Below are 25,108 nucleotides of genomic sequence, written 5' to 3' on the forward strand. Positions count from 1 at the left end.
TCCTCAATATTGCCAATTGACCGTAAAACCCAGGGTAAAGCGGTCTTTCATAAAACCTTGCGGGGCCGCTACGGGGATACCGATAAAAGTATCGTATCCGGTTGATAACACTTGCCCGCGAACCCCTAATATATTTCCGATAAGAGAGCGTCCTAATTGCTGATGGGTGCTGTTTCCCTTAAGGGTTCCGTAATCCACCCCTAGATAGAGCTGTTGTGCGCTAATCGGGAGGGCCCAACTCCATTCATTACGGATCAATATCCCTCGATCCGCGCTGAGTGAGCGCTCGCCATCGAAACCTCGTACCGTCCAGCGGCTACCTATTGAGAACTGTTCTGAAGGGGTTAACTTTGTTGAAGTCAGTTGCTGTTGATACAGTAACTGATAGCGAAACTGCTGAGTGGCGATGGTGAAGGGCAGGGTAAACTCAGCGGTAAGCTGTACGATACGGCTTAGTGCGGTCGCCTCGCCAAACGCTTCTTCACTTGCTGGCAGTGCACCGAACCACCGCGTTCCCTGTTGGTAACTCACCCCAAGATTCAGTATGGCACGATCGATAAACTGTTGATGCTGAAGGGTCGCTTTCCATGAGGTTGTTTTGCGGTGCTGGGCATCGATCGCTGTATCATCAATAAAGTTTTTCGATTCACGCAGCGCTACTTCTCCGGTCAGGCGCGTTTTATGGTGGCTGCCGCGATGGATCACCCGCCCCAGCTGGAATGCCAGCTGCTGACTTTGACCACGGTAACGATAATCCGCATTGGCACCGGCAATAGTCTGACTGTAATCACTGTAGCTTGCCGTAAGACTGGCTAGCCAGTAGCCGTAAGGCAGTGAATACTGCCCGGTAACGTTGTGTGTCCCCTTCCCGCCGCCGGGTAACAGGGAGCGTCCGGCATAAAGGTACAGACTGTCACTGAAAGAAAGTGGATTATCGAGATAAAGTGTCGTCCCCCCCTGATAACGGCCGGTACTCCGCGTTCCTGAGTCATCGAGAGAGAGTCCCAGCCGCCACTTACGCGACTGCTGCCAATTCACGACGATATCGCTCTCCCCTGGCCGGTCGGTCGGTACAATTTCCATACTCGATTGAACGGTCGGCAGACGCTGCAAGTTTTCTAATCCTTGCTCTAACGCACGCAAATCAAGCAGCCCCCCAGCCTGCATTGGGAAAGCACTGCTCAGAGAGATATCTTGGTGGGATTGTGCGGCGGCGGTGGTCAGCCGACTGAGTTTACCCGGCACTATCGTTAAGTGAAGGTGCCGCTGGGTCAGATCCTGCGCTGGTGCGAGGACGCGGGTGGTGACATAGCCCTGATCCATCAGCCGATTCTGCAGGCGACGCATAAGAAGATTAATCCCTTGTGCCCCTAAGCACTTTCCTATTGCCGTATTGGCGACACGCTGAAGGCCGAGCCAACTCGGTAAAGCCTGCAAAGCGGCAAGCGTGACGTGCTCGATCGGAAAACAAGGGGTCTCTTGCGGGAAGCCTTGCTGTAAGGCTGGGGCCGTTGGCACCTCAACATGAACAGTCGGTGGTTCAGGCGCCAAGCGCTGCTGCAACGCCCGCTGTTGCGCCTGCTGATGAAGCTGTTGTGAATGATCATTGGGCTGCGGAAAAAACGGGCGCTGTTGTGCAGCGAGTAAAGCATCTGCTTTTAGCGGAAAGGTCGATGCATCACTCTGCCCCATTATGCAGAGCAGACCTAATGCCATGATTACCCGCTGTGGGGGATAGAATAAGTGATAGTCCACGAGATTCCCTTTCGTGTTTGGCGCGTAACCATCCTGTTACACGTTATGGTGAGTGCTTACCCAATTCAGAGGCAATTTAGCAAGGTCTGACGATATAAATACAGTGTTACTTCTTGGCGAGTAATACTTTCGCATAATTTCTTGTGGTTTATCACAATAAAAAAGGGAATGGCTATTTGACTAAAAGAGTATTGATAGAAGGTTTTATGAAATAGATACCCACGCAATTAACTACTATGACATTTTTGAATAATGCATTACGTGTCTTATCCCAGCCCAATAAGTTTAAGATTACTTACATACTCAACTTTAAGTTATAAAAAAATCCTAGTAATAGTTTTCACTACCCTATTACGGAATAAATTTTATTATGATGAAGTCTAAAATAATAGAGAGGATTAAGTAAAATAATCTGAAAGCAATCATCGATAGGATCGTCAAAGACCCTGCATCGAGGGGATGCCACATCACGAACGCTTACCGATTATTTAAGGGTGGAAACCATAGTGAAGAGTAGGCTTATTTTTTATATTTTGTCATGGGTTAGCGGTCAGACTATAGGCAAATCCATCGATAGGCTTACACGTTGTCTCGGTATTCCCCCAAGCGCTACTTGTCATGGTTGTTGAGTCGATACCGCGACGGAGCAGAAAAATATCCATGAAAAAACCGTTATAACTTATCTCGATAAGATTAAATCTGCTATCCATGAACATTATAATATCGAAGACATTATCGAGCATGCTCGGCGGGAAAAACACAGTGGGATAATTATATTATCGATGATTACACTGTCGAAGCCTCTCTTTGGATCAAAGAGAGCTCTACTAATTATGATGGCTATTACTTATGCCTCACTCAACACTACAGTAAAGGTATCACGTATTTTGAAAATTTTGATAGTGAATATTGTCATTGAAATTTCTTTAACCGATAAAAAAATTACAATAAGAAGATTGAATTATGGTTAAGAACCCAATATTCGCGCTCCACATTATTTAATGTTAGTGGAACATGCAACGTTCTTTTTAGAGAAGAATCCAATCCAAGAGATCTGGTAATCATTCTGGACGTTAATAGCGATAAAAAAGGCTGACAAAAGTCAGCCTTTTCCCGTCTTAAAAATTAATCGTTACCAAACAGATCACGGGTATAGACTTTTTCCCGAACATCCTGCAACGCTTCAACCAGACGGTTTGCAATGATGAGATCGCACTGCTGTTTTAACTGTTGCAGATCATGGGTAACCGGTGAGTTAAAGAAGGTTTCTTCATTTAATACCGGTTCGTAAACCATGACCTCGATGCCCTTAGCTTTCAGGCGTTTCATAATACCTTGGACGGCAGAAGCACGGAAGTTATCCGATCCTGCTTTCATCACCAGACGATATATTCCCACGCGTTTGGGCTGCTTTTTCAAAATACTTTCAGCAATAAAATCTTTGCGGGTACGGTTGGCATCGACAATCGCATTGATAATATTGTTAGGCACCTGCTCGTAGTTGGCACGAAGTTGTTTGGTGTCTTTCGGTAGGCAGTAACCGCCGTAACCAAAGGATGGATTATTATAGTGATGACCAATACGTGGGTCGTGACTCACCCCTTCAATGATTTGGCGAGCATCCAGGCCATGGTGTTCGGCATAGCTATCCAACTCATTGAAGTAGGCAATACGCAGGGCAAGATAAGTGTTCGCAAACAGCTTGATCGCTTCCGCTTCAGTGTCATCGGTGAAGAGTACTGGAATATCTTGCTTCTCTGCCCCATCCGCTAATAACTGGGCAAATTTCTTAGCCTCTGCGCTTTGGCTGCCGACCACGATACGCGAAGGGTGTAAATTATCGTACAGGGCCTTACCTTCACGTAAAAACTCGGGTGAGAAAATAATGTTGTCAACGCCTAGCTTCTCTTTTAGCGCGCGGGTAAATCCTACCGGAATGGTAGATTTAATGATGATGGTCGCCTGCGGATTAATGGCTAATACGTCGTTGATGACCGATTCGACACTGCGCGTATTAAAGTAGTTGGACTCCACATCGTAGTCGGTAGGTGTCGCCACAATGACGTAGTCAGCATCCTGATAAGCAAAATGTTTGTCGGTGGTCGCGGTAAAATTGAGCGGCTTATTGGCGAGGTAAAACTCAATCTCTTTATCGACAATCGGCGATTGTTTATTATTTAATTTTTCAACCTTCTGCTGGTCTATATCCAACGCCACCACTTCATTATGTTGTGCAAGTAAGAGGCCGTTCGAAAGTCCAACATAACCAGTGCCAGCAATAGCAATCTTCATTACCTGATTTCCTGTATTTGGGGTCGAATAATTAGAATATTTAATTTTTTAAGGCCGATAGTATGCCTGCATTATGTATTTTCCGCGAAAACAAATTGCATAACTCGTTAATTTTCAGATTAAAAGAAAATTTTCTATCCCTCGTGGCGGCTTCCTTCCGCAAAGGTTCGAAGTGTAAAGTGTTAAAAGCCTTTAATGCTACACTGAACAGAACAAAGTGCCATTGCGCTATTCAGAACGGCAGGTAAAAGCAAGCATCGACCGAATGAGAGCTTGGCAAGCCGGTCAGAGTAATCTCTTTTTTTCATTAGTGCGCCACACGAGATAATGTCTGAACTATAATTAACAACGATATATCCCTTATGGAGAATGAGAATGAAAAAATTAGTGATTCTTGCTTCAGCCCTGACCCTCTCTTTTGGTGCCTTTGCTGCGACCCAGGCAAGTGAAGAGGCATTAGCGACTGCGCATAAAGGGGCGGATACCGCTAAAGAGAAACTGCATGAAGCGCAAAATACTGGCGCACAGCAGAAACTTAAAGCGAAGCATGCCGCTGAGGGGAAAGCGAACACCACCAGCAGTAAAATCTCTGAAGGCTCGCAAAAGGCCTGGCATAGCACTAAGCAAGGTGTAGAGAAAGGCTGGGACAAAACTAAAGAGAGTGCTGAAGATCTGAAAAACGACATTTCACCCTAGTCGATAGGGTCTGGGTCCTATCCTCGGATAGGACCTGCTCTGTCAAAGATCCAAAACCAACACTTCACTGCGACTGCGAGAACAGCACAGGGCCACCTGCTGTTGCGGTCCGCTCTTCTCCTGCTCACTTTGCACCGTATCACGGTGATCAACCTCCCCGGAAATAACATTGGTTAAACAGGCCCCACACATTCCCATTTCACAGGAAAGCGGTATCGAGACGCCTTGCTCTAGCAAGACTTGGGCGATAGTTTGCTGTGCGCTCACAGGCCATTGTTGGCCAGTCGATGCCAGAGTAATGATAAACGTTTCGTCGTCTCCCGCCTCGCAGCTAGCCACTGGGGGTTTAAAGGCTTCGCTATAGATTGCCTCGTCCGCCCAGCCTAAGGCCCGTGCGGATTCTCGCTGGTGCTGCATAAAATCTTCAGGACCACAAAGATAGATTAAAGTGTCGGTATCGGGCTGCGCCAATTCAGCAGGCTGATGGTGTCGAGGACTGTTACCCTCCTCGCTTAACCACAGATGACATTCCCCATATTGCCAAGGCGCAGACAATACCGATTGGTAAGCAGCCTGCTGAGCATAGCGACAATAGTAGTGTAAGGTGAAGGCAATACCTTGCTGCTCCAATTGTAGAGCCATCGCATAGAGGGGCGTAATACCGATTCCCGCAGCGATTAGGAGCACCCGCTTCGCGGGCTGCAGTGCGAAGAGATTACGTGGTGCAGAGAGGGTGAGACGATCGCCGGGCCGTAATTGTTGGTGCACATAACGCGATCCCCCCCTAGAGGCCGCATCATGGGCCACGCAAATCTCGTAGCGTCGGCGATCGTTGCAGGATCCGGTCAATGAATATTGCCGTATCAGTCCGGGGGTAAGGTGCACATCAATATGTGCCCCCGGCTCCCATGCCGGTAACAAGGTATTCGTGGTGTCCGGTACAAAGCTGACGGCTAAGTTACCCGTTCCCTGCAAACACAGACTCTCTACGATCACCGATAACTGTTCCATTTCACACCTCACACTAAGAAGAAGTCACCAAAGCCCATCTTTTTTAATCCACGGCGGTAAGCGATGGAGCTACGGTCGGCAGGAATATGCGCCTCTAAACTGAGATCGAGCGGCAGACGTTCTGGCATCTGGGTTTCCACCATCAGTCGATCTTCTTCAAAGACGCGTTGGTTAAAGGCATAGACATCTTCTACTGGAATATCGAGATCAAAATTACGCGCTATCGGCGCAAACATTCGCGTTTTGCGCGCCGATACCGGCGAAGCGGCATTCATAATCACTAATCGGGCCTCACCTGGGAAGTGAATGGTCAAAGTAGCGGTGAAAGGCAGATGCATTTCGAAATGACGCAGCCACTTAAACCCTTCAGGTGCACGAAACTCGCTACTGGCCGGATAATTACCAACGGTACTCCAGTAATCCGCATCAAAGCCGTATTCACGATCCACTGCTTGATAGTCTGGGACCTGTTGATTATTAGCATCGGCGAAGGTTTCAGTGTGGATCCACGCGAAGTGTGCGACATCGAGGAAGCCTTCAACTTGTCGACCGGCGAAGCCATTAACCTCGAAACCTGGGCAGTTGATCTGTTGAAAGCCAGCCGTGTCCCAGTGCGGCATGACCGGTAGCTTGGCCGGTTTTTCGCTATCGGGCGCCAGGCAGACCCAAATCAGCCCGTAGCGCTCTTCCACAGCAAAGGTCGAGAGATTAAGCTTGGCGGGGATCGGTTGACCTGGGCTCGATGGGATACGATTACATTTACCGCCTTCGCCAAAACGGAGGCCGTGGTAAGGGCAGACGATACCCGCTTCATCATGAAAGCCGAGGGTTAAGGGGACACCCCGATGTGGGCAGACATCGCGTGCAGCAACCACCTCCCCCGCAAGTCGATACAGCACCAACTGTTCATCCAGTAGCACGGCTTTAACGGGCGCACCGTTAATATCCATCGCCCGAGCGACCGGATGCCATTGTGCGGCCAATTTCAACCAATCATCTGGCTCAAAAGTACAGTGTGCGGGAGAGGTGACTTTGCTCATAATGAATTCCTTAATCATACGAAAAGCTGTTTTTGTTATGGCTTTAGTGATAAACCTTTTAACTGTTCCAATCCATCATTAAGAATTCAGTAGAGTGTTGCAAAAAAGAGAACAGTAACCATGAGCCCATTTTCGCGCTTCGCCCAGTACTTCCTCGCCGTGGTCCGTCACGGTAGCCTACGTAAAGCGTCAGAGCAGTTACATATCTCTGCGTCCGCCATTAACCGACAGATTTTGCAGGCGGAGGAGTCATTAGGTACGCCACTCTTCGAACGGTTGGCTGAAGGGCTAAGGATGACTACCGCAGGCGAGCTGCTCTATGCCGACCTATTGCGCTGGCAGCGGGAATTTGAGGTTACTCGGCAACGGTTCGATGAGATCCAAGGCTTACAGCGAGGTAAGGTCAAGATCGGTTTGGTGCAAGCCCTTAACCAAGGGGAGATCGCCGACTGTTTGGCACGTTTCGTCGAGCAGTACCCCAGGCTGACGTTAGAGGTTGTGATCGATAGTAGCCAAGCGATCGGCGAGCAGCTTCGTACCGCGAATCTTGATGTCGGGCTACTACTCGATCCCGGCGAAGTGGCCGGTTTAGAGGTGAGAAGTTTTTGTGAGTTAGAGATCGGGGTTGCCCTCTCGCCTCAGCATCCCTTGGCTAATAAAAAGACTCTGCGGGTCAGTGATCTGCATGCGCAGCGGCATATCTTGCCGGGGGAAGATCTTGTAGTACATGGCAGGGTCCTCGCACTGTATCAGCGAGCGGCATTATCCATGGACAATGCGATCGTCTGTAACGATATTGCCTTGATTCGCCGCTTTCTAATGAAAAACAGTAGTGTCGCAATGCTTAGCCGAATCGATGTTCAATATGATGTAGAGCAGAATAACTTGGCCTTTATTCCGCTACACAATAGTCCAACGTCACCACTCACCCTAGCACTATGTGTTGCACCTTCTCGTCAACTGTCCCGCGCCGCGCAGCGGGTCATACAGCAATTAAATGAGAGCATTGAGGTGATTGCGGGGAAAAATCTTGCTTAGTTGCTCCTTAGTGAAGGTTATTGATTAGGCTGCGCAATAATATGCTGATAAAGACGTTGTAAATCGTCGGCGTGTTGGACGCAGAGTGTGACCTGCTGCTGTGCCAAGGTTAGAATTAACGCTCCTTCTGCGGTAAGGTGGTAATGCTTAATGTGGGCCCACCGAATAAATTGTCCATTAATCACTATCCCCTCAGCGCTGACCCGCGCGATGGGCTGGCGTATCCAGCCATACCAAAGGGTCAGCAAAATCAATCCTAACAGTAATCCGCTATTCAGATAGCCTTCTGCGCGCAACCGCTGCTGAATAAATACCACCAGTAGCAGCACAGTGACTATTCCCCAATCTTTACGCGATAATCGACGTAAAGGGATGGTCCATTGCGTCAGCGGATAGCGCAACGGTCTTAGCCACTCGCTATAGACCGCTAAGGCTGCACAGAGGATCACGATAGTACCGAGAATAACTGTCTGCAGTGTCATAATGCCTCCTGAACCTTTGCCTTAGCTTCCCGCTCAGGCAATAGATTAAACGCCCAGTAGCCCAGACCAGAAGCCGATAATACCGATGATAAAAAACCCTATGATGATCCACAGCGCATTCACCTTATTTCGTAATAACCACATGCAGCCAAAAGTGAGCAATAGGGGAACCAGTCCTGGCATCAGCTGATCAAGGATATTCTGCACCGTGGTAACGGTCTCGTTACCCGCTGCATCAGGTACTCTTGATACCACTAGGGGGATATTGACATGTGTCCATTTATTGACCAAGGCCCCTAGCACAAATAACCCGAGAATCGACGCCCCTTCTGTGAGTTTCTGCAGGAAGCCGCCCCCCATATCTTTGACGATATCAATGCCTTTCTGATACCCGTAGGCAATTCCGTAGTAGCGAGTGAGCAGGCGTACTGCATTGAACAGCACAAAAAATAATATTGGCCCCAGAAGGCTACCGCTCAGGGCAATACCGGCGCCTAATGCGGCAAACACCGGACGAACGGTTCCCCAGTAAATGGGGTCGCCGACACCGGCCAAGGGGCCCATCAATCCGACCTTAATACCATTAATTGCGCCATCATCAATCGGGGCACCGTTGGCTCGCTGCTCTTCCATCGCGAGGGTAACGCCTAAGATCGGTGCGGCGACATAGGGATGGGTGTTGAAGAACTCAAGGTGGCGTTTAATCGCTTGGCGCCGAGCATCATTATTTTCTGGGTAAAGCCGTTTAATCGCTGGGATCATCGAGAAGCAAAACCCCAAAGCCTGCATACGCTCGAAGTTCCATGATCCTTGGAAGAGATTAGAGCGAATAAAGACGCCACGGATATCACTTTTTGTCAGTTTTTTTTCGGTTAGCTGTGTGTTATCGACCATAACGTTATCCCTAATCTAATTCATTATCGAGATCCTGCGGCGTTGCCGCGGGACGGGAAGTGACTGCTGAACGATTGTATTTCGGGCTGAGCTGGATATAGAGTATTGCCATAACAGTGCCGATTACCCCTAAGGCCACTAAGTTGAAGTCAGTGAATGCCGCAGTCACGAAGCCAAGGTAGAAAAATGGCATAAGGTAGCCTGCTCGCATCATGTTAATCACCATGGCGTAACCCACCACCACGATCATGCCTCCAGCAATATTTAACCCGTTGGTCACCACTGCGGGAATATTGCTTAACAGTTGCTGAACTTCGCTGGTTCCCACTGAGATGGCGACAATCAGCGCGGGGATGGCAATACGCATCGCTTGTAGGAACAGTGCCGAAACATGGATCCAAGAGAGTAAGGTTACATTACCGTTATTGGCGGCGCGGTCTGCAGCATGTTGAAAGCCTACGGTGAGGGTGCGAACGATGATGGTGAAAACCTGGCCGGCTGCGGCCAAAGGAATGGCGAGAGCAATACCGGCCCCAATGCTTTGCTGCCCGGCGATAACTAAAATAGTCGAGATGATTGAGGCGAGTGCCGCATCCGGTGCCACCGCAGCACCAATATTCATCCATCCCAGTGCAATCATCTCCAATGTCCCGCCAATGATAATCCCAGATTTGATGTCGCCAAGCACCAGACCGATGAGGGTGCAAGCCACTAGCGGACGGTGAAATTGAAACTCATCAAGAATAGATTCCATTCCGGCAATACAAGCGACGATAAATACGAGTGTAATCTGAAGCGTACTGATCTCCATTAACCTTCTCCTCTAGACGAGTAAAATTGTCGGCTACGTTGCGTGAGTGCCTCTACACCGAAACGTTGTTAAGTAGGTCGATCATCCCTAGCCGAGTATCGGAAGAGACTTTACGTACCTCAAGCTCGATGCCTTTCGCTGCCAATTGAGTAAATGCGTCGATATCCTGTTGGTCGACAGAGACGGCATTCGTTACCATCGTTTTACCTTGGCGATAGGCCATGCCGCCGATGTTGACTGTCTGGATCGTTACCCCACCTTCGACAACGCGTAAGACCTCGCTGGGATTGGTGAACAACAACATCACCCGTTCACCGGCATAGGCAGGATTGGCGTACACGCGAAGCATTTTTGCGACATCCACCACATGGGCGGTAACGCCGGGAGGCGCCACCTGCTTAAGTAAGGTTTTGCGGACCTGATCGGCCGCCACCTCATCGCTCACCACAATGATCCGCGTCACTCCGGTCTCTTTCGTCCAGCGCGTGGCGACTTGACCATGAATAAGTCGATCGTCGATTCGTACTAAGCCAAATTGCATCACGCCGTGCTGTGACGGTATAGGCGAGCTGACCGGAGGCGCGGGCGTCGCAGATGACGGTTCGGCGACGTAGGAGGCGGGATGTTGATAGGCTTTAACCCCCTCCCTTCCGGCTTCCAATCCGATGTCGACCAGCTGTTCAAGGCTAGGACTATCATCGCGAGCCATTAATGTCTCAATTAACATGGGAATATTGACGCCGGCCAGCACCCTGTAATCGGGATGCTCACTGGCTAAGCGGGAGGCAGCATTGAACGGGCTTCCTCCCCAAGTATCGGTAAGAAAGATCACCCCCTGTGTGGTTGTAAGACGTGACAGCATGCTGTTGTATTTATCAATCAATATCTCCGTATTTTCGCCGGGAATAAAATCGATAAAGCCAACATTATCTTGTTCACCTAATAACATTTCCGTTGTCTTCAGCAACTGCTCGGCTGCTCGTCCGTGCGTTGCGATGATAATTGCTATCGTCAAGAGACCCCCTGTTCTGTAGTCCGGTCAGTGGGGAAAGGATCGACAAATCCTAACGCCTAGAAAACCAAGGCAGTGTATGCACTAATCAAATGTAAAGATGTGATTTGAACCATCTATTCCTCTATAAACTCAGTAAGGTCAAACCATATATTTGTGGTCGATCACATTTAGCGGCTCTCATCGATTATCGATCGGTGTAATAGTGATCGGTGCCTGGCGTGATCCGACCGTTGTTACCGCGATCTGCCCCTGCCCTTTGATTGTAAAAGCCTCTTGATCTGCCGGTATAAAGAGCGATTCACCGAGCGATAGCGTCAAGGCTTGCTGCGCCGTACTCAAGTCAAGCACGCCCTCCAAGCACAGTATCAGTTGCGGTAGGCCTTGGGTCGAAATGCGACAGGTCGAGGTAAGGGTAATAATTGATAGGCTGAAGTCTGACTCGGGGACTTGATAGCAGTACTGGTTACCGCTAATGATGGGAGCTAAACGACGCTGCTCGGCCTTATCTTCTTGAAACTGGACGTTAGCCACCAATTCTTCGATATCAATATGTTTAGTCGTCAACCCTGCCCGTAGCACATTATCGGAATTAGCCATAACTTCTATGCCGACGCCCTGCAGATAGGTATGGGGGGTACCGGCGGCCAAATAGAGAGCCTCCCCCGGCTGCAGAGTGATAATATTCAGGAATAAGGGCATTAATAACCCAAGATCGGTGGGCCACACTTCCGCTATCATTCTTACCGTCTGCCCAATTGGCTGCTCTTGCTGCTCTACGCTGTGCAGCAGGTGTGTTAAGACTCGCTGTTTGTCATCCTCCGCCAGCCGCAGACAGCTACTAAACAGCTGTTGCAGTGCGTTGCTAGTTGGATTATCGATAAAAAGATCAACGGCGGGATGATCCCAATTGAGTCGCTGAAAGGCTCTAGCGATCTCGTCGAAAGGTTTGAAGCCTTTTAGTGCCTTGAAAGGTGTTAACGCGTAAACCAACTCTGGCTTATGATTCGCATCTCGATAGTTTCGAGTGGGGGCATTGAGCGGGATATGTGCCTTATTTTCACGTCTGAATCCTCGCTGAGCGACGTCTCTTGTAGGATGTACTTGAATCGACAAGGGCCGCTCCACTGCCAACAGTTTGACCAAAAAAGGCAGTTGCTGAAAGGTTTGATAGGTCGCTTGTCCAAGCATCGAGAGTGGATGGGATGCAATCTCAGCCGCGAGGCTCTGCCAATTTCCTCGAATGACGACCTGAGAACTGGCACTCAGGTGCGCCCCCATCCACACTTCAGCCATCGGTAAACGTTCAGGGTTGGCGAAACCAAAACGCTCGGTCAGCGCGGTGGGCGAGCCCCATGCATAGCGCTGTACGCAATTTTGCAGTTTATACATGGCGTGCCACCCGAAATAACCAGAGTGGACAGAGGAGGTTTCCCCTAAAGTGGAACAAGGTAGAGTGTTTGATCTTTTCTGAATAAGCGCTAATTAAATAGGGAAATAGTTGTCCTGTATTAACATGATATCTTGGCACAATATCCTCCTGATGATGGGACTTTCCTTAACGGGGTTGACTCCCCTATTGCTACGCCAATTGGCTGGACGAAACTGTGAACTAGGGCTGATTTATACTGCAAAAAGAGGCTGAGAGACGAGAAACTGGGTGCTGGTCACAATGTTGGCAGCCCCTTAGTGTTGCATCGATGCACAATCAGAGACTTCGCCGCCAAACCGCGGGGAGGATCGCTGCCGGTCCCTCGTTCAGGGCTAATCTAGGCGCGTTCACTGGCGATGTGGGAACGCGTCAGTGACAGATGCTCCCTTCTTGGGTGGCATCTGCCTGCAAGCGTCTGCGCGACTCACCCTCTATGCGGATATTTTTGCAGCACTCATAAAAGGTTATTACTGCCTTGGCCGAGAATGGATAGAATTAAATAATCGGTTTAGCGATGCGCGAATGAAATAAACCAGACAGCGTCCGGATATCGTTATTACAATTAATAAAATTAAGGGAGAACTCACGCTGTAAACAACCGCTGAGTCACTTTTTGTGAGGAATATTTATTAAACTCTATTTAATTGGGATGGTAAAACCGATTAAATAAACGTTTTAATTATCATTATCATTATCATTATCATCCTAAAATTTGATTAAAATTTTTCATGGTATCATCGGTGATGATATAACATTCTTCTTACGACTCAATACAAGTCACTATTCTCTCAAGTACAAAACGGGCCATATTTTAATAAGATCAAAAACCCACAAATTATTGTTTTTACGAGTTAATTACCTTAAAGGACGTTTATTAACACTCACGCCATCACCTCATCATGGTTAATTTTATAATACTTTTTAGTTATAAACTCATAACATAACCCTCAATTTTACTAAATCCTGACAAAACACTTTCATTATTTATTCACCCCTCTAATTGACTTAATTACCTTAAAATAAGATTATTCTTAGTTGCTAATTTTTACGTTCTTCAAACAAAAAAAATATAATTATTCTATGAGGTGTTAAATGAATTTAAGACCCGTTTTATTGCTATGCGCGCTATTCCCTTTTACAACCTTTTCATCTTATGCCAATACCGTGCTAGGTACGCTTAGTGGCCAAATTGGCGTCCAGGTAACGATCAGTGAAGGCTGTACGGTTGGTAATAATAATTCCAAGGGTACAGTGAACGAATGGGGCAGTATTAATTTCGGTACCTATGCTGATTTATCGAATATTATTAACGGTACTGTACTCGGGTCAAATGGTACAGATACCGTTACTGTCACCTGTACTTCAGGGTTATCGCCGACACTTAAGCTCGATGGTGGCGTGAATGAAACTGCTAAAAACCTCCGCTCTATGATTTCAGGCAGTACCACCATTCCTTACCGCCTCTATTCTGATGCCTCGTACAGTAAAGAAATTGCCGTCGATGGCAGTATCTCCCTCACATCCGATGGTACTGCGCAGAATATTCCTATCTATGGCCGTATCATCCCTTCTGATCAGCTCTCAAGCGCGCCGACCGCCGGCACCTATACCGATACGGTTACCGCGACACTTAGTTGGTAATGTCTCAACGCCGAGCGCATTACTTAAGGGGATGGATCCTGATGATCGGTGCAATGTACCTACGCAATGCTGTGGCGAGCACCACCACTGATACCTTTACGGTATCGGCGGTCATCACCAGCGGTTGTGCGCTAGGAACCAGCTCGGCAACTAACACAACGGATCTTGGAACACTAAGCTTCGGTACCCAGGCAGCCCTGTCCGATAATGTCGATGCCACCAGCAGCGTTGGGGCAGGGTCGATTGTGGTGACCTGTACACCTGGAACGGCGGTCACTATTTCATTGGATTATGGCGTCAACGGTGGCAGTGCGACTAAGCGTTATCTATCCAATGGCTCACAGTTACTGGGATATCAGCTCTACCAGGATGCCGCACACAGTACGGTTTGGGGGGAGGGTTCTTTGACCTACAGTATCAGCGCCTTTCCGCAAACCACTCAAACTTATCCCGTATATGGCCGGCTATTTTCGAGTAGTACCGTCCCTACCGCAGGGACTTACACAGATACCGTTACGGTGACTTTGGCGTATTGAATCATGAAACTGATAAAAAAACTCTCGCTATTAATTTCCTTATTATGTATTTCGGCGTTCGGTTACGCTGGGAATGTTTTGCTGGTCTGGCCTATTTTGCAAGTGATAGAAGCAGACCAACAAGGGAGCGCTCTGTGGTTAGAAAACCGTGGAAACAGTGAGGTTCATCTACAAGCGAGGATCTTAAGTTGGCAGCAGCGTAACGCAGAGGATCACTACGCAGACCAATCCGATGTCGTGGCCAGTCCCCCTTTTGTGGTGATCCCGCCGAAGCAAAAACAGCTTATCCGCTTGATAAGAACTGCTCCGCCCCCTGCAGCGGGTGAGAATGCTTACCGGATTATTCTCGATCAACTCCCGCCCACTGACGGTGATAGCGCCAAAGAGAGCGCCGGTTTACAACTGCAAATGCGCTACGTTTTACCACTCTTTACCTATGCCCAAGGGATTTGGACCAAACCCCGCACAGATAAACCTCGAAGCAGTGCGAGTGCCACGCTACCCAGCCTAACGTGGCGAATAACGACTCGCCAAGGCCAGCGTTACTTAACGATTCGTAATAGCGGTATTGTCCATGCGCGTCTCACGCAAGCCTTTTTTGCGACTAAGCCAACCCTCGATAACTCAGCTGTGGTGGTGAATAAGGGATTACTCGGCTATGTACTGGCTGGACAGTCGATGGATTTCCCCCTCACACCAGGTTCTGCTGCCATCGACGGTGACCACCTTTACGCAAAACTCGATGACAATGGCCCGATCATAACTGTAAGCGAATGATCGCCCTAAAGTTTATAAAACTGCACAGCGGCTGGCTAGTGATCCTAGCCGCCCTTGTATATGAACCCTTTTCCTATGGTGCAGAGTACGATGCGCTACCAAAACCTACTACCTTAAAGGCTAATGCAACCGGTTATTCCCTTTGGCTATCCCTCGACACTAATGGCCGTAATGACGGCGTTGTGACTCAAGTAAAGGTACGTCACCAACACTATTATGTGCAGAACAGCGTACTGAAAAAATATTATATTCACACTGACAGCCAAGACGACTGGGTCGATATTAACAGGCTGCCAGACGTCATCGTGCTCTACGATAGTCTTCATCAAGTCTTGAAATTGACGGTGCCCGAAGCCTGGCTACCGTTACAAGCCTTTGGCGGGAATACGACGGCTAACCAAGCGATAAGTAGCGCGCGAGGGCTATTATTTACCTACGACGCCTATTCGATTAATACCAACCATAGCAGTCGATATTCCGCCCTTTGGCTGGAACAGCGTTATTTTTCAAATGACGGCTATTTATCGAATACGGGAACCTTTCGTAAAAATTGGCGGGGAGATAGCTCAATCTCAGAAGGCTATTTGCGCTACGACACAACCTGGCGTTATAGCGATATTGATAAGATGGTGAGTTACCAATTGGGTGATGTGGTCAGTAACTCATTAAGTTGGAGTAACTCCGTGCGTTTAGGCGGGCTGCGTGTTAGCCGAAACTTTTCCATTCGTCCCGACTTGGTCACCTATCCCCTATTAACCCTTAACGGTACCGCCGCCGTACCGAGCAGTATCGATCTGTTTATTAATGGCTATAAGACCAGTAACAATAGCGTCAATGCGGGACCTTGGACGCTGACCAACACCCCTTATATCAATGGCTCCGGCGAGGCAACGGTGGTGACGACCGATGCCTTAGGTCGACAAGTCGAAACCACTATTCCGTTCTATGTCGCAAACCAATTGCTTAGCCCTGGATTAAGTGATTACGACTTCAGTGCAGGCGCTCTGCGCACTCATTACGGCTCGCGCAGTGCTGACTATAATGCTGGTGCGGTCAGTAGTTTTTATCGTTATGGTTTAACCCATTATTTGACCACGGCGATACAAGGTGAGGCTCGGCAAGGTTTGGTAAAAGGCGGCGTCGGGCTAGATATCGTGCCATGGCGATGGGGGACCCTGTCACTGAGCGCCAGTCAATCCCAAGCGCAACAATCTGGACAACAGTTTGCGGTTGGTTACTCTTGGGTCTCGTCCTTATTTAATCTTAACTTAAGCCATACCCAGCGTAGCGCTCACTTTAGTGATCTGTCGGTTTACGATACCTCGGCGACACTCAGCCATCAAGCTGAGCAAGCCACCTTAAGTTTTTCTCCCTTAGGGGGGGCGCTAGGCAGTATCGGCCTAGGTTATTTCGATATCACCTCACACGACAATACTCGTACACGTTTAGCCAACCTTTCCTGGAGCAAGAGCCTGTGGGGTAATAGCAGCCTTAATCTCTCATTAAATAAGACCTTGGGGGATAGCGGCGTTGCAGGTCAACTACAACTGGTTATCCCGCTGGCGGACGATAGCTCTATAGCGATTGCTCAGCGCAGAGCGGTAGATAACCACAGCACACAAACCATAACCTATAGCCACTCCACGCCGACTGAAGGCGGATTGGGCTGGAACTTAGCCGCCTCGACGACGTCTTCTGGATACCGGCAGGCTAACCTAGCTTGGAAAAGTAATTACGCATTATTAAGCGGCGGAGTTTACGGCAGTTCATCCAGCCATAGCCAATGGGCGGATATCAGTGGCTCTTTGGTGTGGATGGATAATGATCTGTTCGCAAGTAGTAAAATTAACGATGCCTTTATCGTGGTGAGTACCAGTGGCTTTAAGGATATTCCAGTCAATTACGAGAACCGCTATCTCGGTAAAACCAACTCACAGGGTCATTTATTAGTTGCTAACGTTAGTGCTTGGTACCCGGCCAAGCTCACCATCGACCCCCTTACGCTGCCACCGAATATGTCGCTACCTAGCATTGAACGACATGTGGCAGTGAGAGAAGGGAGCGGTGCATTAGTCACCTTCGCGATGCATCAAACGCACCCACTTTTATTAACGATAGTCGATCAGGATCACCAACCGTTACCGCAGGGGACGGTAGTCAAGGAGCTAAACAGTGGAGAAGCCACGTTGATTGGCTACGGGGGCCAAGCTTGGTTCGAAGACTCCCCCCTTAATAGCCGAATTTCCGTGCTGATAGCTGGCTCTACCTGTACCCAGCCTATAAAAAGTCGTGAACGCGACAATGCTTTGCAGGCTGAAACCATCACCTGCGCACTCACCCCACGTAGTCAGGAATCCGTGCCATGAAATCGCTGCTCACCATTATTCTGCTATTCGGCCTATTTTGTTGTTCCACAAGCTTTGCTGCCTGTACTGCCAGCTCCAGCAGCACCAGCTTTGGCAGTTTAAGTTCTTTTTCCCTCGCCAGTAGCGCACAGCTGGTCCAATCCGGTACTGGGTTTACCTGTTCGGGTAGCATATTGACACTTTTTGGTACTAATACCATTACTCTAACTTTCGCGAGTTCGAGCCATACTTCAAGCACAACCCCTCGCTTATATAGCAGCAGTACCGGTAGCTATATTCCCTATACCTTGTGCGGTGATAGCGCCTGTAGCACGACCTACAGCATTGGCAGTTCAAAAACCTGGCGTTCGACAAGTTTAATCGGCTTACTCGGACTGTTTAACTCCAGTGATGGTACGCTGCCCCTTTATCTAAAGACCCCTAGCGGCATCAATGTACCTGCAGGGACCTACACAGATCTATTGACCTTAAGCTGGAACTATAAAATCTGCTCTATTGGCGGAGCAATTGGTTGCCTCTATGAAACAGGTACCGCAACTTCAACTATTAGCATAACCCTGGTGGTGACCAATGATTGCGCGATCGACACCGCACCCGATGTCGATTTTGGTAGCGCGGCACTGCCTGTAGACTTCGGAAAAGTCTCTGCAGCGCTCGGGGTACGATGCACCAGTAACGCCAGCTATAAAGTAAATTTAGCCAGCAGTAATGCAACTAGCGGTAACTGGCGGCAAATGAGTGCCACGACCAGCAGCGGTACCTCTTACCTGCAATATCAACTACAACAGAGCGATGGCACGGTGTGGACGGATACCAACACGCTGAGCAAAGTAGGCACAGGTAGCACACAGACGCTAAGCTATACCGCCATCGTCAATCCTAACCAGAGTAACCAACCAGCAGGCAGTTATAGCGATACCATTACGGTGACGGTGAGTTATTAAAAAGCCAATTCAAGGTATTGGCTTACCTGGCGGAGGTCCCACGCCATCACGCATACCTGCTCAAGGCTGGTCTTCGCCCATTAGCGAGGCATCGATAATGACGGGATCCGCCATTGAGCACCCTTGATCAGACGCTATCGTATTCACAATAAAGCGTTTAGTAGGTCGATCCGGACGAGTAGAGATCACGGTGATCAATAGCGTTTGACTATAGCGCTCACCATATTTTAGAGGCGGGAAGCGCAGACGTACCACTGAGTGCGACAGCAATTCGACTTTTGATAAGGGGTGAGGTTCGTAACCTTGATGACGAAGCGTTGCCAGCGTAACTTGTGCTGCCCAGTCGTAGAATAGTCAATATTCGGCGACGCATAAGCAGCTGAGCGAAAATAAAGACTGAATAGGCCTAATAGAAACGCTTTCATTTTATTACCCTCAAAAGTCGATCGGCTGAGTTAGCGATAAGTTGGCGTGTGCGAGCCGACAAGATGATACAGCCCTGTGAGGCATAACCTGGCTTAGATATACTGTCGCGATGAATACGAAAGTTGTGCCGGCCAAACATAATAGTATGGGGTGCGGGAGGTAAAACGAGGGTGAGAGGAGCGCGGGGAAGTGGTAACTTTTCCGATGCGATAGTCCCCTATCGGGATAGGTCCTGAGTTAGGGAGATGTTGAGAGTCGGCACGATTAACATCAGGTGGGAAGCCACTATAACCTTGCTCGATAAGCTGTTGATTATGATAAAAACGCCCCGCCGATTGCTGATCAATCCATGGCATAGTCACCCGCAAAGTCGCGAGGCACCAGCTTAAAAGATAAGGTGCTGGAGGAATATCAATGAAATTCAAAGTGATGAGAGGATTTCGGGGAGAGTCTGAAGGGACCACCCGAAGGTGGTCTAGGTATACTTAATCTAAACGCGATAACACAGTGGATAACGATTGACGCCATGGCGAGGCAGCGGTGAACTCACCAATCTTAGTGGTGGACATTACCGAGTAAGCAGGACGCTTGGCCGGTGTTGGAAAATCGGCAGTAGTGATTGCATTAACCTTAGGCTGCGAGGCTAATTTACCTTGTTGTTCCGCCTGTTCGAAGATCGCCGACGCAAACTCTGCCCAACTCACTTGTTCATCACCACAAAAATGGTAGATGCCACCTGGAGCCGATTTTTCTAAGGTAGCAAGAATCGCCTTAGCAATATCCCCTGCGTAGGTAGGACAACCGAGTTGGTCACCGACAATGCCCAGCTCTGGGCGGTCTTTCGCTAAACGCAGCATAGTTTTGACGAAGTTATTACCGTATTCGCTAAACACCCATGCGGTACGGATAATGATCGCTTCAGGTAAAATACTTTGCACCAATAATTCACCGGCTAATTTAGTCTTGCCGTATACCCCTAAAGGATAGACTGCATCTGACTCGGTATAAGGCTGTGAGCCATTACCTTCGAAGACATAGTCAGTCGAAACATGAACGAACTTAGCACCGACTTTCTTTGCCGCACTGGCTAGGTAGGCAGGCGCATAAGTATTAACCGCTGCCGCCTGCTCTGGCTCTGATTCAGCCTTGTCGACCGCAGTGTAGGCGGCGGCATTAATGATAATGGCAGGTTGGAACTGTTCAACTTGGATATTCACGGCAGATTGGTTGCTGATATCTAATTCAGCAGAACCCAGTGCAAGAACTTCAGCCGTTTTTGGAAAGAGATCTTGTAGACAACGGCCAAGCTGGCCGTTAGCGCCTGTTAGGAGGATTTTCATTTTATATCTTTTTTAAGTTTATGAAGACAGTTAATTATGGTCCACAGTAAATTCATTATTACCAACAGATGCTAAAACTAATTTGCCTTTCCCACTAACGTGGAATGATAGATTTCTAGCAGGAATAAATATCGACTCTCCAATATTTGATTCAATATAGTTTATACCATCATAAAATTCTATAGAGCCATGTAAACAAAAGGCAATTATAGGAGAGTTATTATTACCAACAGTGTATTCACCATTTACATCTAAAATGGACATCTCAAAGTCATCAACCGGTACTTGGTACTTAATAAAATTCTCATATTTCACTGGGTTGCACAGAAGTTCATCATAAGGCTTGGATAAGAAATTTACGTTAGAAAATAACTCATTGATATCAATATGTTTATTAGTCAACCCAGCTCGTAAAACATTGTCTGAACTTGCCATGATCTCTAGCCCTAACCCCTTCAGATAAGCATGAGGGGTACAGGCATCTAAGAACATAGCATCACCCGGCTCTAAAACAATGATATTAAGTAGAAGCGGCATGAATAACCCAACATCATTGGGCCAATATTTTGAAATCTCAGTTATATCTTTCCAGGGAGAATATTTTCTATTTTCTGAATATTTAATCAAGTGAGATAAGTAATCGACTTTAACCCCTTCCTTTAAGGTAAGTAGATAGATAAATAGAGACTCTAATTTAGAAAAATCAGGATTAGCAATGAACTCTTTAGTTTGTGAAATATTAAGATCAAGGTCACTTAAAAAACGAGATATTTCTTTTAGTTCCCTAAATCCGTTCATCGCAGAAAATTTTGACAAAGCATAGATTAACTCAGGCTTATGATTATCGTCCTGATAATTCCTAAAACTACTTGATAAGGGCAAGCCTATTTTATTTTCTTTCAGAAAACCTTTTTTTGCAGCTGGCAAATTAGGGTGAACCTGGATTGATAAAGGTTTATCCGCTGCTAAAATTTTGAAAAGATAAGGTAGGCGTGAAAACCTCTTATAATTCACTTCACCTAGAGCCATTACTGGATTGTGTAATATAAATTCATCAAGATTTATTAACTCATCGTCCACTAAAATTTTAGAGCTGAGTTTTGGATGAGCACCCATCCAAATCTCAGCCATTGGAATATTTTTATGATTTTTGAGAGAAAAAAATTCACTAATAGCATTTCTACAGCCCCAGTCATAATCTTGTATTTGATTAATTAATTTATACATTTTCAATCTCAAAAAAAGTAAGAAAACCGGATTAAATATTTTTAACAAACCTCTGTGTTAATTAGTGATAAAAGAAGATCTGTTTTTTCAATCATAAGGTTATGTTTACCTCTTGATTCAACATTCAATCGAATCACAGGTTCAGTATTTGATGTACGCAAATTAAATCGCCAATCTGTGAACTCCATACTTAAACCATCAGTAAAGTCAATAGAAATAGCCTCATTTTCAAATTCACGATGAATAAAGTCGATAGTTTGGCTTGCATTTTCAATTTTTCTATTTATTTCCCCTGAAGCTGGAAATGCTGATTGAGCATCAACTACAAACTCACTTAATGTTTTATTTTTAAGACATAATAACTCAGCTACAAGTAACCACGGGATCATTCCACTATCACAATATGAAAAATCTCTAAAGTAGTGGTGCGCACTCATCTCACCGCCATAGATAGCATCTTCTTTCCTCATCCTTTCCTTGATAAAAGCATGACCAGTTTTAGAAGAAATTGGTTCACCACCATTATTTGTGACTGTATTAACTGTATTCCAATACAACCTCGGATCATGGATGATTTTTTCACCCGGATTTTTTTGAAGAAAAGCTTCTGCTAAAAGGCCTACGATATAATATCCTTCGATAAACTTAGCATTATCATCAAAGAAAAAACATCGATCAAAATCACCATCGAAAGCAATTCCCATGTCAGCTTTATGTAGCTTAACTGCATCAGCTGTATCTGAACGACATTCTGGCAGTAAAGGATTAGGAATGCCATTAGGAAAATTTCCATCGGGCTCATTGTTAACTTTAATGAAAGTTAAGGGGATACCAATATTTGTGAACCTTTTTTCTAGCTCATCAATTACATGTCCTGCGGCTCCATTTCCAGAGTTTATCACTAGCTTAAGTGGCCTAGTAAAATTATCCTTATTAATATATTCCATCAAATGATCGACGTACTCGACAAGAGTAGATAGTTTACTCAATGAGCCTTTACTTTCGACATCTATGAAATTGTTCTCTTCTGCTAAAAATTTTATATCGGATAAACCAGAATCACCACTTATCGGTTCAGCATTAGCACGAACTAATTTCATTCCGTTATAATTCATTGGATTATGGCTAGCTGTTACTTCAATACCACCATCAGTTTCCAAATGAAAAGTTGCAAAATAGACTTCTTCAGTACCAGTTACGCCAATGTCAATCACATTGACACCAGCATCCATCAACCCTTCAGCTAAAGCATTTTTTAAAGACTTACTTGTCAAACGTACATCACCACCTACAACTATGTTCTTTGGCTTAAGAAATTGCCCGTAGGCTCTTCCAATGCGGTAAGCTATATCAACATTAAGTTCTGCACCTAATTCACCACGAATATCATAAGCTTTGAAACAAGTTAAATTTGACATTTGAATACCCTAATTATCACAACGACCATATTGATCTTTAATTCTTATAATATCATCTGAAGCTAAATAAGAACCTGATTGAATTTCCAAAATTTCGAGAGGAATTTTTCCTGGGTTGGTTAAACTATGTTTAACACCAATAGGAATGAAAGTAGATTGATTTTCAGTAAGTAAAAACTCTTTTTCATCAATCGAAACTTTCGCAGTACCAGATAATATTACCCAATGTTCCACCCGATGATGATGAAGTTGGAGTGAAAACGCCCCTCCGGGTTTGACTGTCACTTTATTAATATTAAAACGAGGAGTTTGGTCTATATTATCACTATGTCCCCAAGGCCTATAAATTTGACAATGATGAATGTGTTCCCTTCTCTTGGAACTTTTCAAATATTCTACAATTTTCTTAACATCTTGGGATTCATCTTTGTTCATTACTAAAACAGCATCTTTAGTATTTACTACGACAAGATTATTAATACCTATAGTAGCTACGAATTTATTGTCTGAGTTTATATAACAATTATAGCTATTTTTAGCCCAAACATCTCCAGTAATAGTATTACCGTCGTTGTCTTTAGAACTAACATCCCATAGTGCTGACCATGATCCTACATCGTTCCAACCAGCATCTAAACTAATGACAACAGCATCCTTAGTTTTTTCCATTACTGCATAATCTATAGATTCATCAGGACAGTTTTTGAAAATGTCATGAGGTATATTAATAAATTCAGAAATAGATGTAGATGAATTTATTGAATCTTCACATATAGATAAAATGTCAGGTCTATACTTATTCAATTCAGCGATATACTTACTAGCCTTGAACATGAACATACCACTATTCCAGTAATACTCACCAGATTCAATATAGGACTGTGCTGTTATGATATCAGGTTTCTCTACAAAACTATCTACATAAAAAGATTCAGATGTATCCACTTTAAAATCCTGACCTCTTTTAATATAGCCGTAACCAGTTTCAGGAGTTTTCGGTACTATACCAAAAGTTACTAGCTTGTCATTTTTAGCATATTCTATTGCTTTATTTATAATTGAGTGAAATTCAGGAGTGTCATCGATTACATGATCTGCAGCTAGTACTAAAATAATTGGATCATTATCCTTAGACAAGGATTTTAAAGCGGCTAAAGCCACTGCTGGAGCTGTATTACGTCCAACAGGTTCTAACAAAATATTATTTGTTAACTTATCTATTTTCCGTAATTGTTCGGCGACAAGAAAACGGTGTTCTTGATTACATATAACTAGTGGATTTAGAGTATCAACACCATCTAGGCGTTGAATAGTATTTTGAAGCATAGAAAAACTATTATCAAGTGATAAAAATTGCTTAGGATAATGTTCACGAGACAGGGGCCATAGTCTACTCCCAGTACCACCTGCCATTATTACAGGAAGAATCATAAAAATACCTCAATAGAATTATAATAAAAATTAAAATTCATGGTAAAAAGACTTAATACTGTTCTTATCATTAATATCTTTAATCATTTTTTCTGATAACTCTAACGCTTCATTTATAGTTACATCCATATCCATATAACGATAGCTGCCTAATCGTCCAGCGAAAGTTATACCAGAATCATTTCTAGCCAAAGAAAAATATTTTTCTAATAGAATTTTATCATTGACTAATCTTATAGGGTAATAAGGAATATCGTTATCACCACACAGTGAACTGAACTCTTTAAAATAAATCGATTTTTCATGCGATTCCCAGGGTGTGAAATGTTTATGTTCAGATATTCTAGTGTAAGGAATATTACTTTCACCATAGTTCATAACAGCAACGCCTTGAAAGTCACCATCGTAAAAATTTTTCTCGAATTTTAAAGTTCTATACTTTAATTTACCCAAGGAATAATTGAACCACTCATCAATCTTTCCCGTCCAAATAATATGATCATGATTTTCCTTAAATTTATTATCATATTTACATTTAT

At 45.8% G+C, this 25,108-nt stretch carries 25 protein-coding genes; 8 read left to right on the top strand and 17 right to left on the bottom strand.

The genetic code is table 11. From position 1 onward, the window contains the following. Positions 1–3: 3 nt before the first annotated feature. The 3 genes from MKR94_RS11965 to MKR94_RS11970 form a co-directional block, all read right to left on the bottom strand. A complete protein-coding gene (locus tag MKR94_RS11965) occupies positions 4–1,755 on the bottom strand; it encodes a ShlB/FhaC/HecB family hemolysin secretion/activation protein (RefSeq protein WP_241647116.1) in 1,752 nt (583 codons plus the stop codon). Between the two features lie 536 nt (positions 1,756–2,291). After that, on the bottom strand, positions 2,292–2,417 hold the full coding sequence (locus tag MKR94_RS16990) for a hypothetical protein (protein ID WP_277755654.1): 126 nt from the start codon (positions 2,415–2,417) through the stop codon (positions 2,292–2,294). A gap of 463 nt (positions 2,418–2,880) precedes the next feature. Then, the gene (locus tag MKR94_RS11970) at positions 2,881–4,047 is read right to left on the bottom strand and encodes a nucleotide sugar dehydrogenase (protein WP_241647117.1); all 1,167 of its coding nucleotides are present in this window, start codon (positions 4,045–4,047) and stop codon (positions 2,881–2,883) included. Positions 4,048–4,422: 375 nt separating this feature from the next. Between MKR94_RS11970 and MKR94_RS11975 the strand changes: the two genes are divergently transcribed. After that, positions 4,423–4,743 (top strand): hypothetical protein, encoded by a 321-nt coding sequence (locus tag MKR94_RS11975; RefSeq protein ID WP_241647118.1) that lies wholly within the window; start codon positions 4,423–4,425, stop codon positions 4,741–4,743. 42 nt (positions 4,744–4,785) lie between these two features. On the opposite strand, the gene MKR94_RS11980 is transcribed toward MKR94_RS11975, so the two are convergent. Together MKR94_RS11980 and hpxD are read right to left on the bottom strand one after the other, a co-directional pair. Next, positions 4,786–5,754, bottom strand: a complete 969-nt coding sequence (locus MKR94_RS11980) for a PDR/VanB family oxidoreductase (protein ID WP_241647119.1) — start codon at positions 5,752–5,754, stop codon at positions 4,786–4,788. 8 nt (positions 5,755–5,762) lie between these two features. Then, positions 5,763–6,794, bottom strand: a complete 1,032-nt coding sequence (gene hpxD / locus MKR94_RS11985) for a molybdenum cofactor-independent xanthine hydroxylase subunit HpxD (protein ID WP_241647120.1) — start codon at positions 6,792–6,794, stop codon at positions 5,763–5,765. Positions 6,795–6,914: 120 nt separating this feature from the next. On the opposite strand from hpxD, the gene MKR94_RS11990 reads away from it, so the two are divergent. Continuing rightward, positions 6,915–7,832, top strand: coding sequence for a LysR family transcriptional regulator (locus tag MKR94_RS11990; RefSeq protein ID WP_241647121.1), 918 nt, complete (start codon positions 6,915–6,917; stop codon positions 7,830–7,832). 17 nt (positions 7,833–7,849) lie between these two features. Here MKR94_RS11990 and MKR94_RS11995 read toward each other — a convergent pair whose 3' ends face one another. The 5 genes from MKR94_RS11995 to manA (MKR94_RS12015) all read right to left on the bottom strand — a co-directional run bounded on the left by MKR94_RS11995 (position 7,850) and on the right by manA (MKR94_RS12015) (position 12,423). Continuing rightward, on the bottom strand, positions 7,850–8,314 hold the full coding sequence (locus MKR94_RS11995) for a DUF986 family protein (protein WP_241647122.1): 465 nt from the start codon (positions 8,312–8,314) through the stop codon (positions 7,850–7,852). Positions 8,315–8,359: 45 nt separating this feature from the next. Then, entirely contained in the window at positions 8,360–9,208 is an 849-nt protein-coding gene (locus MKR94_RS12000) for a PTS mannose transporter subunit IID (protein WP_241647123.1), read from the bottom strand. 10 nt (positions 9,209–9,218) lie between these two features. Continuing rightward, entirely contained in the window at positions 9,219–10,019 is an 801-nt protein-coding gene (locus tag MKR94_RS12005) for a PTS mannose/fructose/sorbose transporter subunit IIC (protein ID WP_241647124.1), read from the bottom strand. Positions 10,020–10,071: 52 nt separating this feature from the next. After that, positions 10,072–11,034 (bottom strand): PTS mannose transporter subunit IIAB, encoded by a 963-nt coding sequence (gene manX / locus MKR94_RS12010; RefSeq protein ID WP_241647125.1) that lies wholly within the window; start codon positions 11,032–11,034, stop codon positions 10,072–10,074. A 177-nt stretch (positions 11,035–11,211) separates the two neighbouring features. Continuing rightward, the gene (gene manA, locus MKR94_RS12015) at positions 11,212–12,423 is read right to left on the bottom strand and encodes a mannose-6-phosphate isomerase, class I (protein WP_241647126.1); all 1,212 of its coding nucleotides are present in this window, start codon (positions 12,421–12,423) and stop codon (positions 11,212–11,214) included. 412 nt (positions 12,424–12,835) lie between these two features. Between manA (MKR94_RS12015) and MKR94_RS12020 the strand changes: the two genes are divergently transcribed. From MKR94_RS12020 to MKR94_RS12045, 6 genes are all read left to right on the top strand, one after another. Beyond that, positions 12,836–12,994 (top strand): hypothetical protein, encoded by a 159-nt coding sequence (locus MKR94_RS12020; protein ID WP_241647127.1) that lies wholly within the window; start codon positions 12,836–12,838, stop codon positions 12,992–12,994. Between the two features lie 561 nt (positions 12,995–13,555). Further along, positions 13,556–14,104: a Csu type fimbrial protein gene (locus tag MKR94_RS12025; RefSeq protein WP_241647128.1), complete on the top strand. Its 549-nt coding sequence runs from the start codon at positions 13,556–13,558 to the stop codon at positions 14,102–14,104. A 41-nt stretch (positions 14,105–14,145) separates the two neighbouring features. Further along, positions 14,146–14,640, top strand: a complete 495-nt coding sequence (locus MKR94_RS12030) for a Csu type fimbrial protein (protein WP_241647129.1) — start codon at positions 14,146–14,148, stop codon at positions 14,638–14,640. A gap of 3 nt (positions 14,641–14,643) precedes the next feature. Next, entirely contained in the window at positions 14,644–15,417 is a 774-nt protein-coding gene (locus MKR94_RS12035) for a fimbrial biogenesis chaperone (protein ID WP_241647130.1), read from the top strand. After that, positions 15,414–17,783 (top strand): fimbria/pilus outer membrane usher protein, encoded by a 2,370-nt coding sequence (locus MKR94_RS12040; RefSeq protein ID WP_241647131.1) that lies wholly within the window; start codon positions 15,414–15,416, stop codon positions 17,781–17,783. The genes MKR94_RS12035 and MKR94_RS12040 overlap by 4 nt, the downstream gene beginning before the upstream one ends. Then, the gene (locus tag MKR94_RS12045; RefSeq protein WP_241647132.1) at positions 17,780–18,727 is read left to right on the top strand and encodes a Csu type fimbrial protein; all 948 of its coding nucleotides are present in this window, start codon (positions 17,780–17,782) and stop codon (positions 18,725–18,727) included. The genes MKR94_RS12040 and MKR94_RS12045 overlap by 4 nt, the downstream gene beginning before the upstream one ends. A 60-nt stretch (positions 18,728–18,787) precedes the next feature. Here the strand turns inward: MKR94_RS12045 and MKR94_RS12050 are convergent, their stop codons facing one another. From MKR94_RS12050 to MKR94_RS12080, 7 genes are all read right to left on the bottom strand, one after another. Beyond that, the gene (locus MKR94_RS12050) at positions 18,788–18,997 is read right to left on the bottom strand and encodes a hypothetical protein (RefSeq protein ID WP_241647133.1); all 210 of its coding nucleotides are present in this window, start codon (positions 18,995–18,997) and stop codon (positions 18,788–18,790) included. A 248-nt stretch (positions 18,998–19,245) separates the two neighbouring features. Further along, positions 19,246–19,509 (bottom strand): DUF2778 domain-containing protein, encoded by a 264-nt coding sequence (locus tag MKR94_RS12055; RefSeq protein ID WP_241647134.1) that lies wholly within the window; start codon positions 19,507–19,509, stop codon positions 19,246–19,248. Positions 19,510–19,638: 129 nt separating this feature from the next. Next, the gene (rfbD, locus tag MKR94_RS12060; RefSeq protein WP_241647135.1) at positions 19,639–20,493 is read right to left on the bottom strand and encodes a dTDP-4-dehydrorhamnose reductase; all 855 of its coding nucleotides are present in this window, start codon (positions 20,491–20,493) and stop codon (positions 19,639–19,641) included. A 30-nt stretch (positions 20,494–20,523) separates the two neighbouring features. Then, positions 20,524–21,720: a mannose-6-phosphate isomerase, class I gene (manA, locus tag MKR94_RS12065; protein WP_241647136.1), complete on the bottom strand. Its 1,197-nt coding sequence runs from the start codon at positions 21,718–21,720 to the stop codon at positions 20,524–20,526. A gap of 41 nt (positions 21,721–21,761) precedes the next feature. Further along, positions 21,762–23,138, bottom strand: coding sequence for a phosphohexomutase domain-containing protein (locus MKR94_RS12070; protein WP_241647137.1), 1,377 nt, complete (start codon positions 23,136–23,138; stop codon positions 21,762–21,764). A gap of 9 nt (positions 23,139–23,147) precedes the next feature. Further along, on the bottom strand, positions 23,148–24,569 hold the full coding sequence (locus tag MKR94_RS12075; RefSeq protein ID WP_241647138.1) for a mannose-1-phosphate guanylyltransferase/mannose-6-phosphate isomerase: 1,422 nt from the start codon (positions 24,567–24,569) through the stop codon (positions 23,148–23,150). 30 nt (positions 24,570–24,599) lie between these two features. Beyond that, positions 24,600–25,108: UDP-galactopyranose mutase (locus tag MKR94_RS12080; RefSeq protein WP_277755656.1), on the bottom strand; the 509-nt coding region annotated here is incomplete at its 5' end.

It is taken from the genome of Rosenbergiella metrosideri, from assembly GCF_022602565.1.
Classification (GTDB): Bacteria; Pseudomonadota; Gammaproteobacteria; order Enterobacterales; family Enterobacteriaceae; genus Rosenbergiella; species Rosenbergiella metrosideri.

What these genes read in the sequence shown, in the direction of transcription:
- MKR94_RS16990 (WP_277755654.1), bottom strand. Translation starts at nt 2,417, where the DNA reads ATGGATATTTTTCTGCTCCGTCGCGGTATCGACTCAACAACCATGACA.
- MKR94_RS11970 (WP_241647117.1), bottom strand. Translation starts at nt 4,047, where the DNA reads ATGAAGATTGCTATTGCTGGCACTGGTTATGTTGGACTTTCGAACGGC.
- MKR94_RS11975 (WP_241647118.1), top strand. Translation starts at nt 4,423, where the DNA reads ATGAAAAAATTAGTGATTCTTGCTTCAGCCCTGACCCTCTCTTTTGGT.
- MKR94_RS11980 (WP_241647119.1), bottom strand. Translation starts at nt 5,754, where the DNA reads ATGGAACAGTTATCGGTGATCGTAGAGAGTCTGTGTTTGCAGGGAACG.
- hpxD (WP_241647120.1), bottom strand. Translation starts at nt 6,794, where the DNA reads ATGAGCAAAGTCACCTCTCCCGCACACTGTACTTTTGAGCCAGATGAT.
- MKR94_RS11990 (WP_241647121.1), top strand. Translation starts at nt 6,915, where the DNA reads ATGAGCCCATTTTCGCGCTTCGCCCAGTACTTCCTCGCCGTGGTCCGT.
- MKR94_RS11995 (WP_241647122.1), bottom strand. Translation starts at nt 8,314, where the DNA reads ATGACACTGCAGACAGTTATTCTCGGTACTATCGTGATCCTCTGTGCA.
- MKR94_RS12000 (WP_241647123.1), bottom strand. Translation starts at nt 9,208, where the DNA reads ATGGTCGATAACACACAGCTAACCGAAAAAAAACTGACAAAAAGTGAT.
- MKR94_RS12005 (WP_241647124.1), bottom strand. Translation starts at nt 10,019, where the DNA reads ATGGAGATCAGTACGCTTCAGATTACACTCGTATTTATCGTCGCTTGT.
- manA (WP_241647126.1), bottom strand. Translation starts at nt 12,423, where the DNA reads ATGTATAAACTGCAAAATTGCGTACAGCGCTATGCATGGGGCTCGCCC.
- MKR94_RS12025 (WP_241647128.1), top strand. Translation starts at nt 13,556, where the DNA reads ATGAATTTAAGACCCGTTTTATTGCTATGCGCGCTATTCCCTTTTACA.
- MKR94_RS12030 (WP_241647129.1), top strand. Translation starts at nt 14,146, where the DNA reads ATGATCGGTGCAATGTACCTACGCAATGCTGTGGCGAGCACCACCACT.
- MKR94_RS12035 (WP_241647130.1), top strand. Translation starts at nt 14,644, where the DNA reads ATGAAACTGATAAAAAAACTCTCGCTATTAATTTCCTTATTATGTATT.
- MKR94_RS12040 (WP_241647131.1), top strand. Translation starts at nt 15,414, where the DNA reads ATGATCGCCCTAAAGTTTATAAAACTGCACAGCGGCTGGCTAGTGATC.
- MKR94_RS12045 (WP_241647132.1), top strand. Translation starts at nt 17,780, where the DNA reads ATGAAATCGCTGCTCACCATTATTCTGCTATTCGGCCTATTTTGTTGT.
- MKR94_RS12055 (WP_241647134.1), bottom strand. Translation starts at nt 19,509, where the DNA reads ATGCCATGGATTGATCAGCAATCGGCGGGGCGTTTTTATCATAATCAA.
- rfbD (WP_241647135.1), bottom strand. Translation starts at nt 20,493, where the DNA reads ATGAAAATCCTCCTAACAGGCGCTAACGGCCAGCTTGGCCGTTGTCTA.
- manA (WP_241647136.1), bottom strand. Translation starts at nt 21,720, where the DNA reads ATGTATAAATTAATTAATCAAATACAAGATTATGACTGGGGCTGTAGA.
- MKR94_RS12070 (WP_241647137.1), bottom strand. Translation starts at nt 23,138, where the DNA reads ATGTCAAATTTAACTTGTTTCAAAGCTTATGATATTCGTGGTGAATTA.
- MKR94_RS12075 (WP_241647138.1), bottom strand. Translation starts at nt 24,569, where the DNA reads ATGATTCTTCCTGTAATAATGGCAGGTGGTACTGGGAGTAGACTATGG.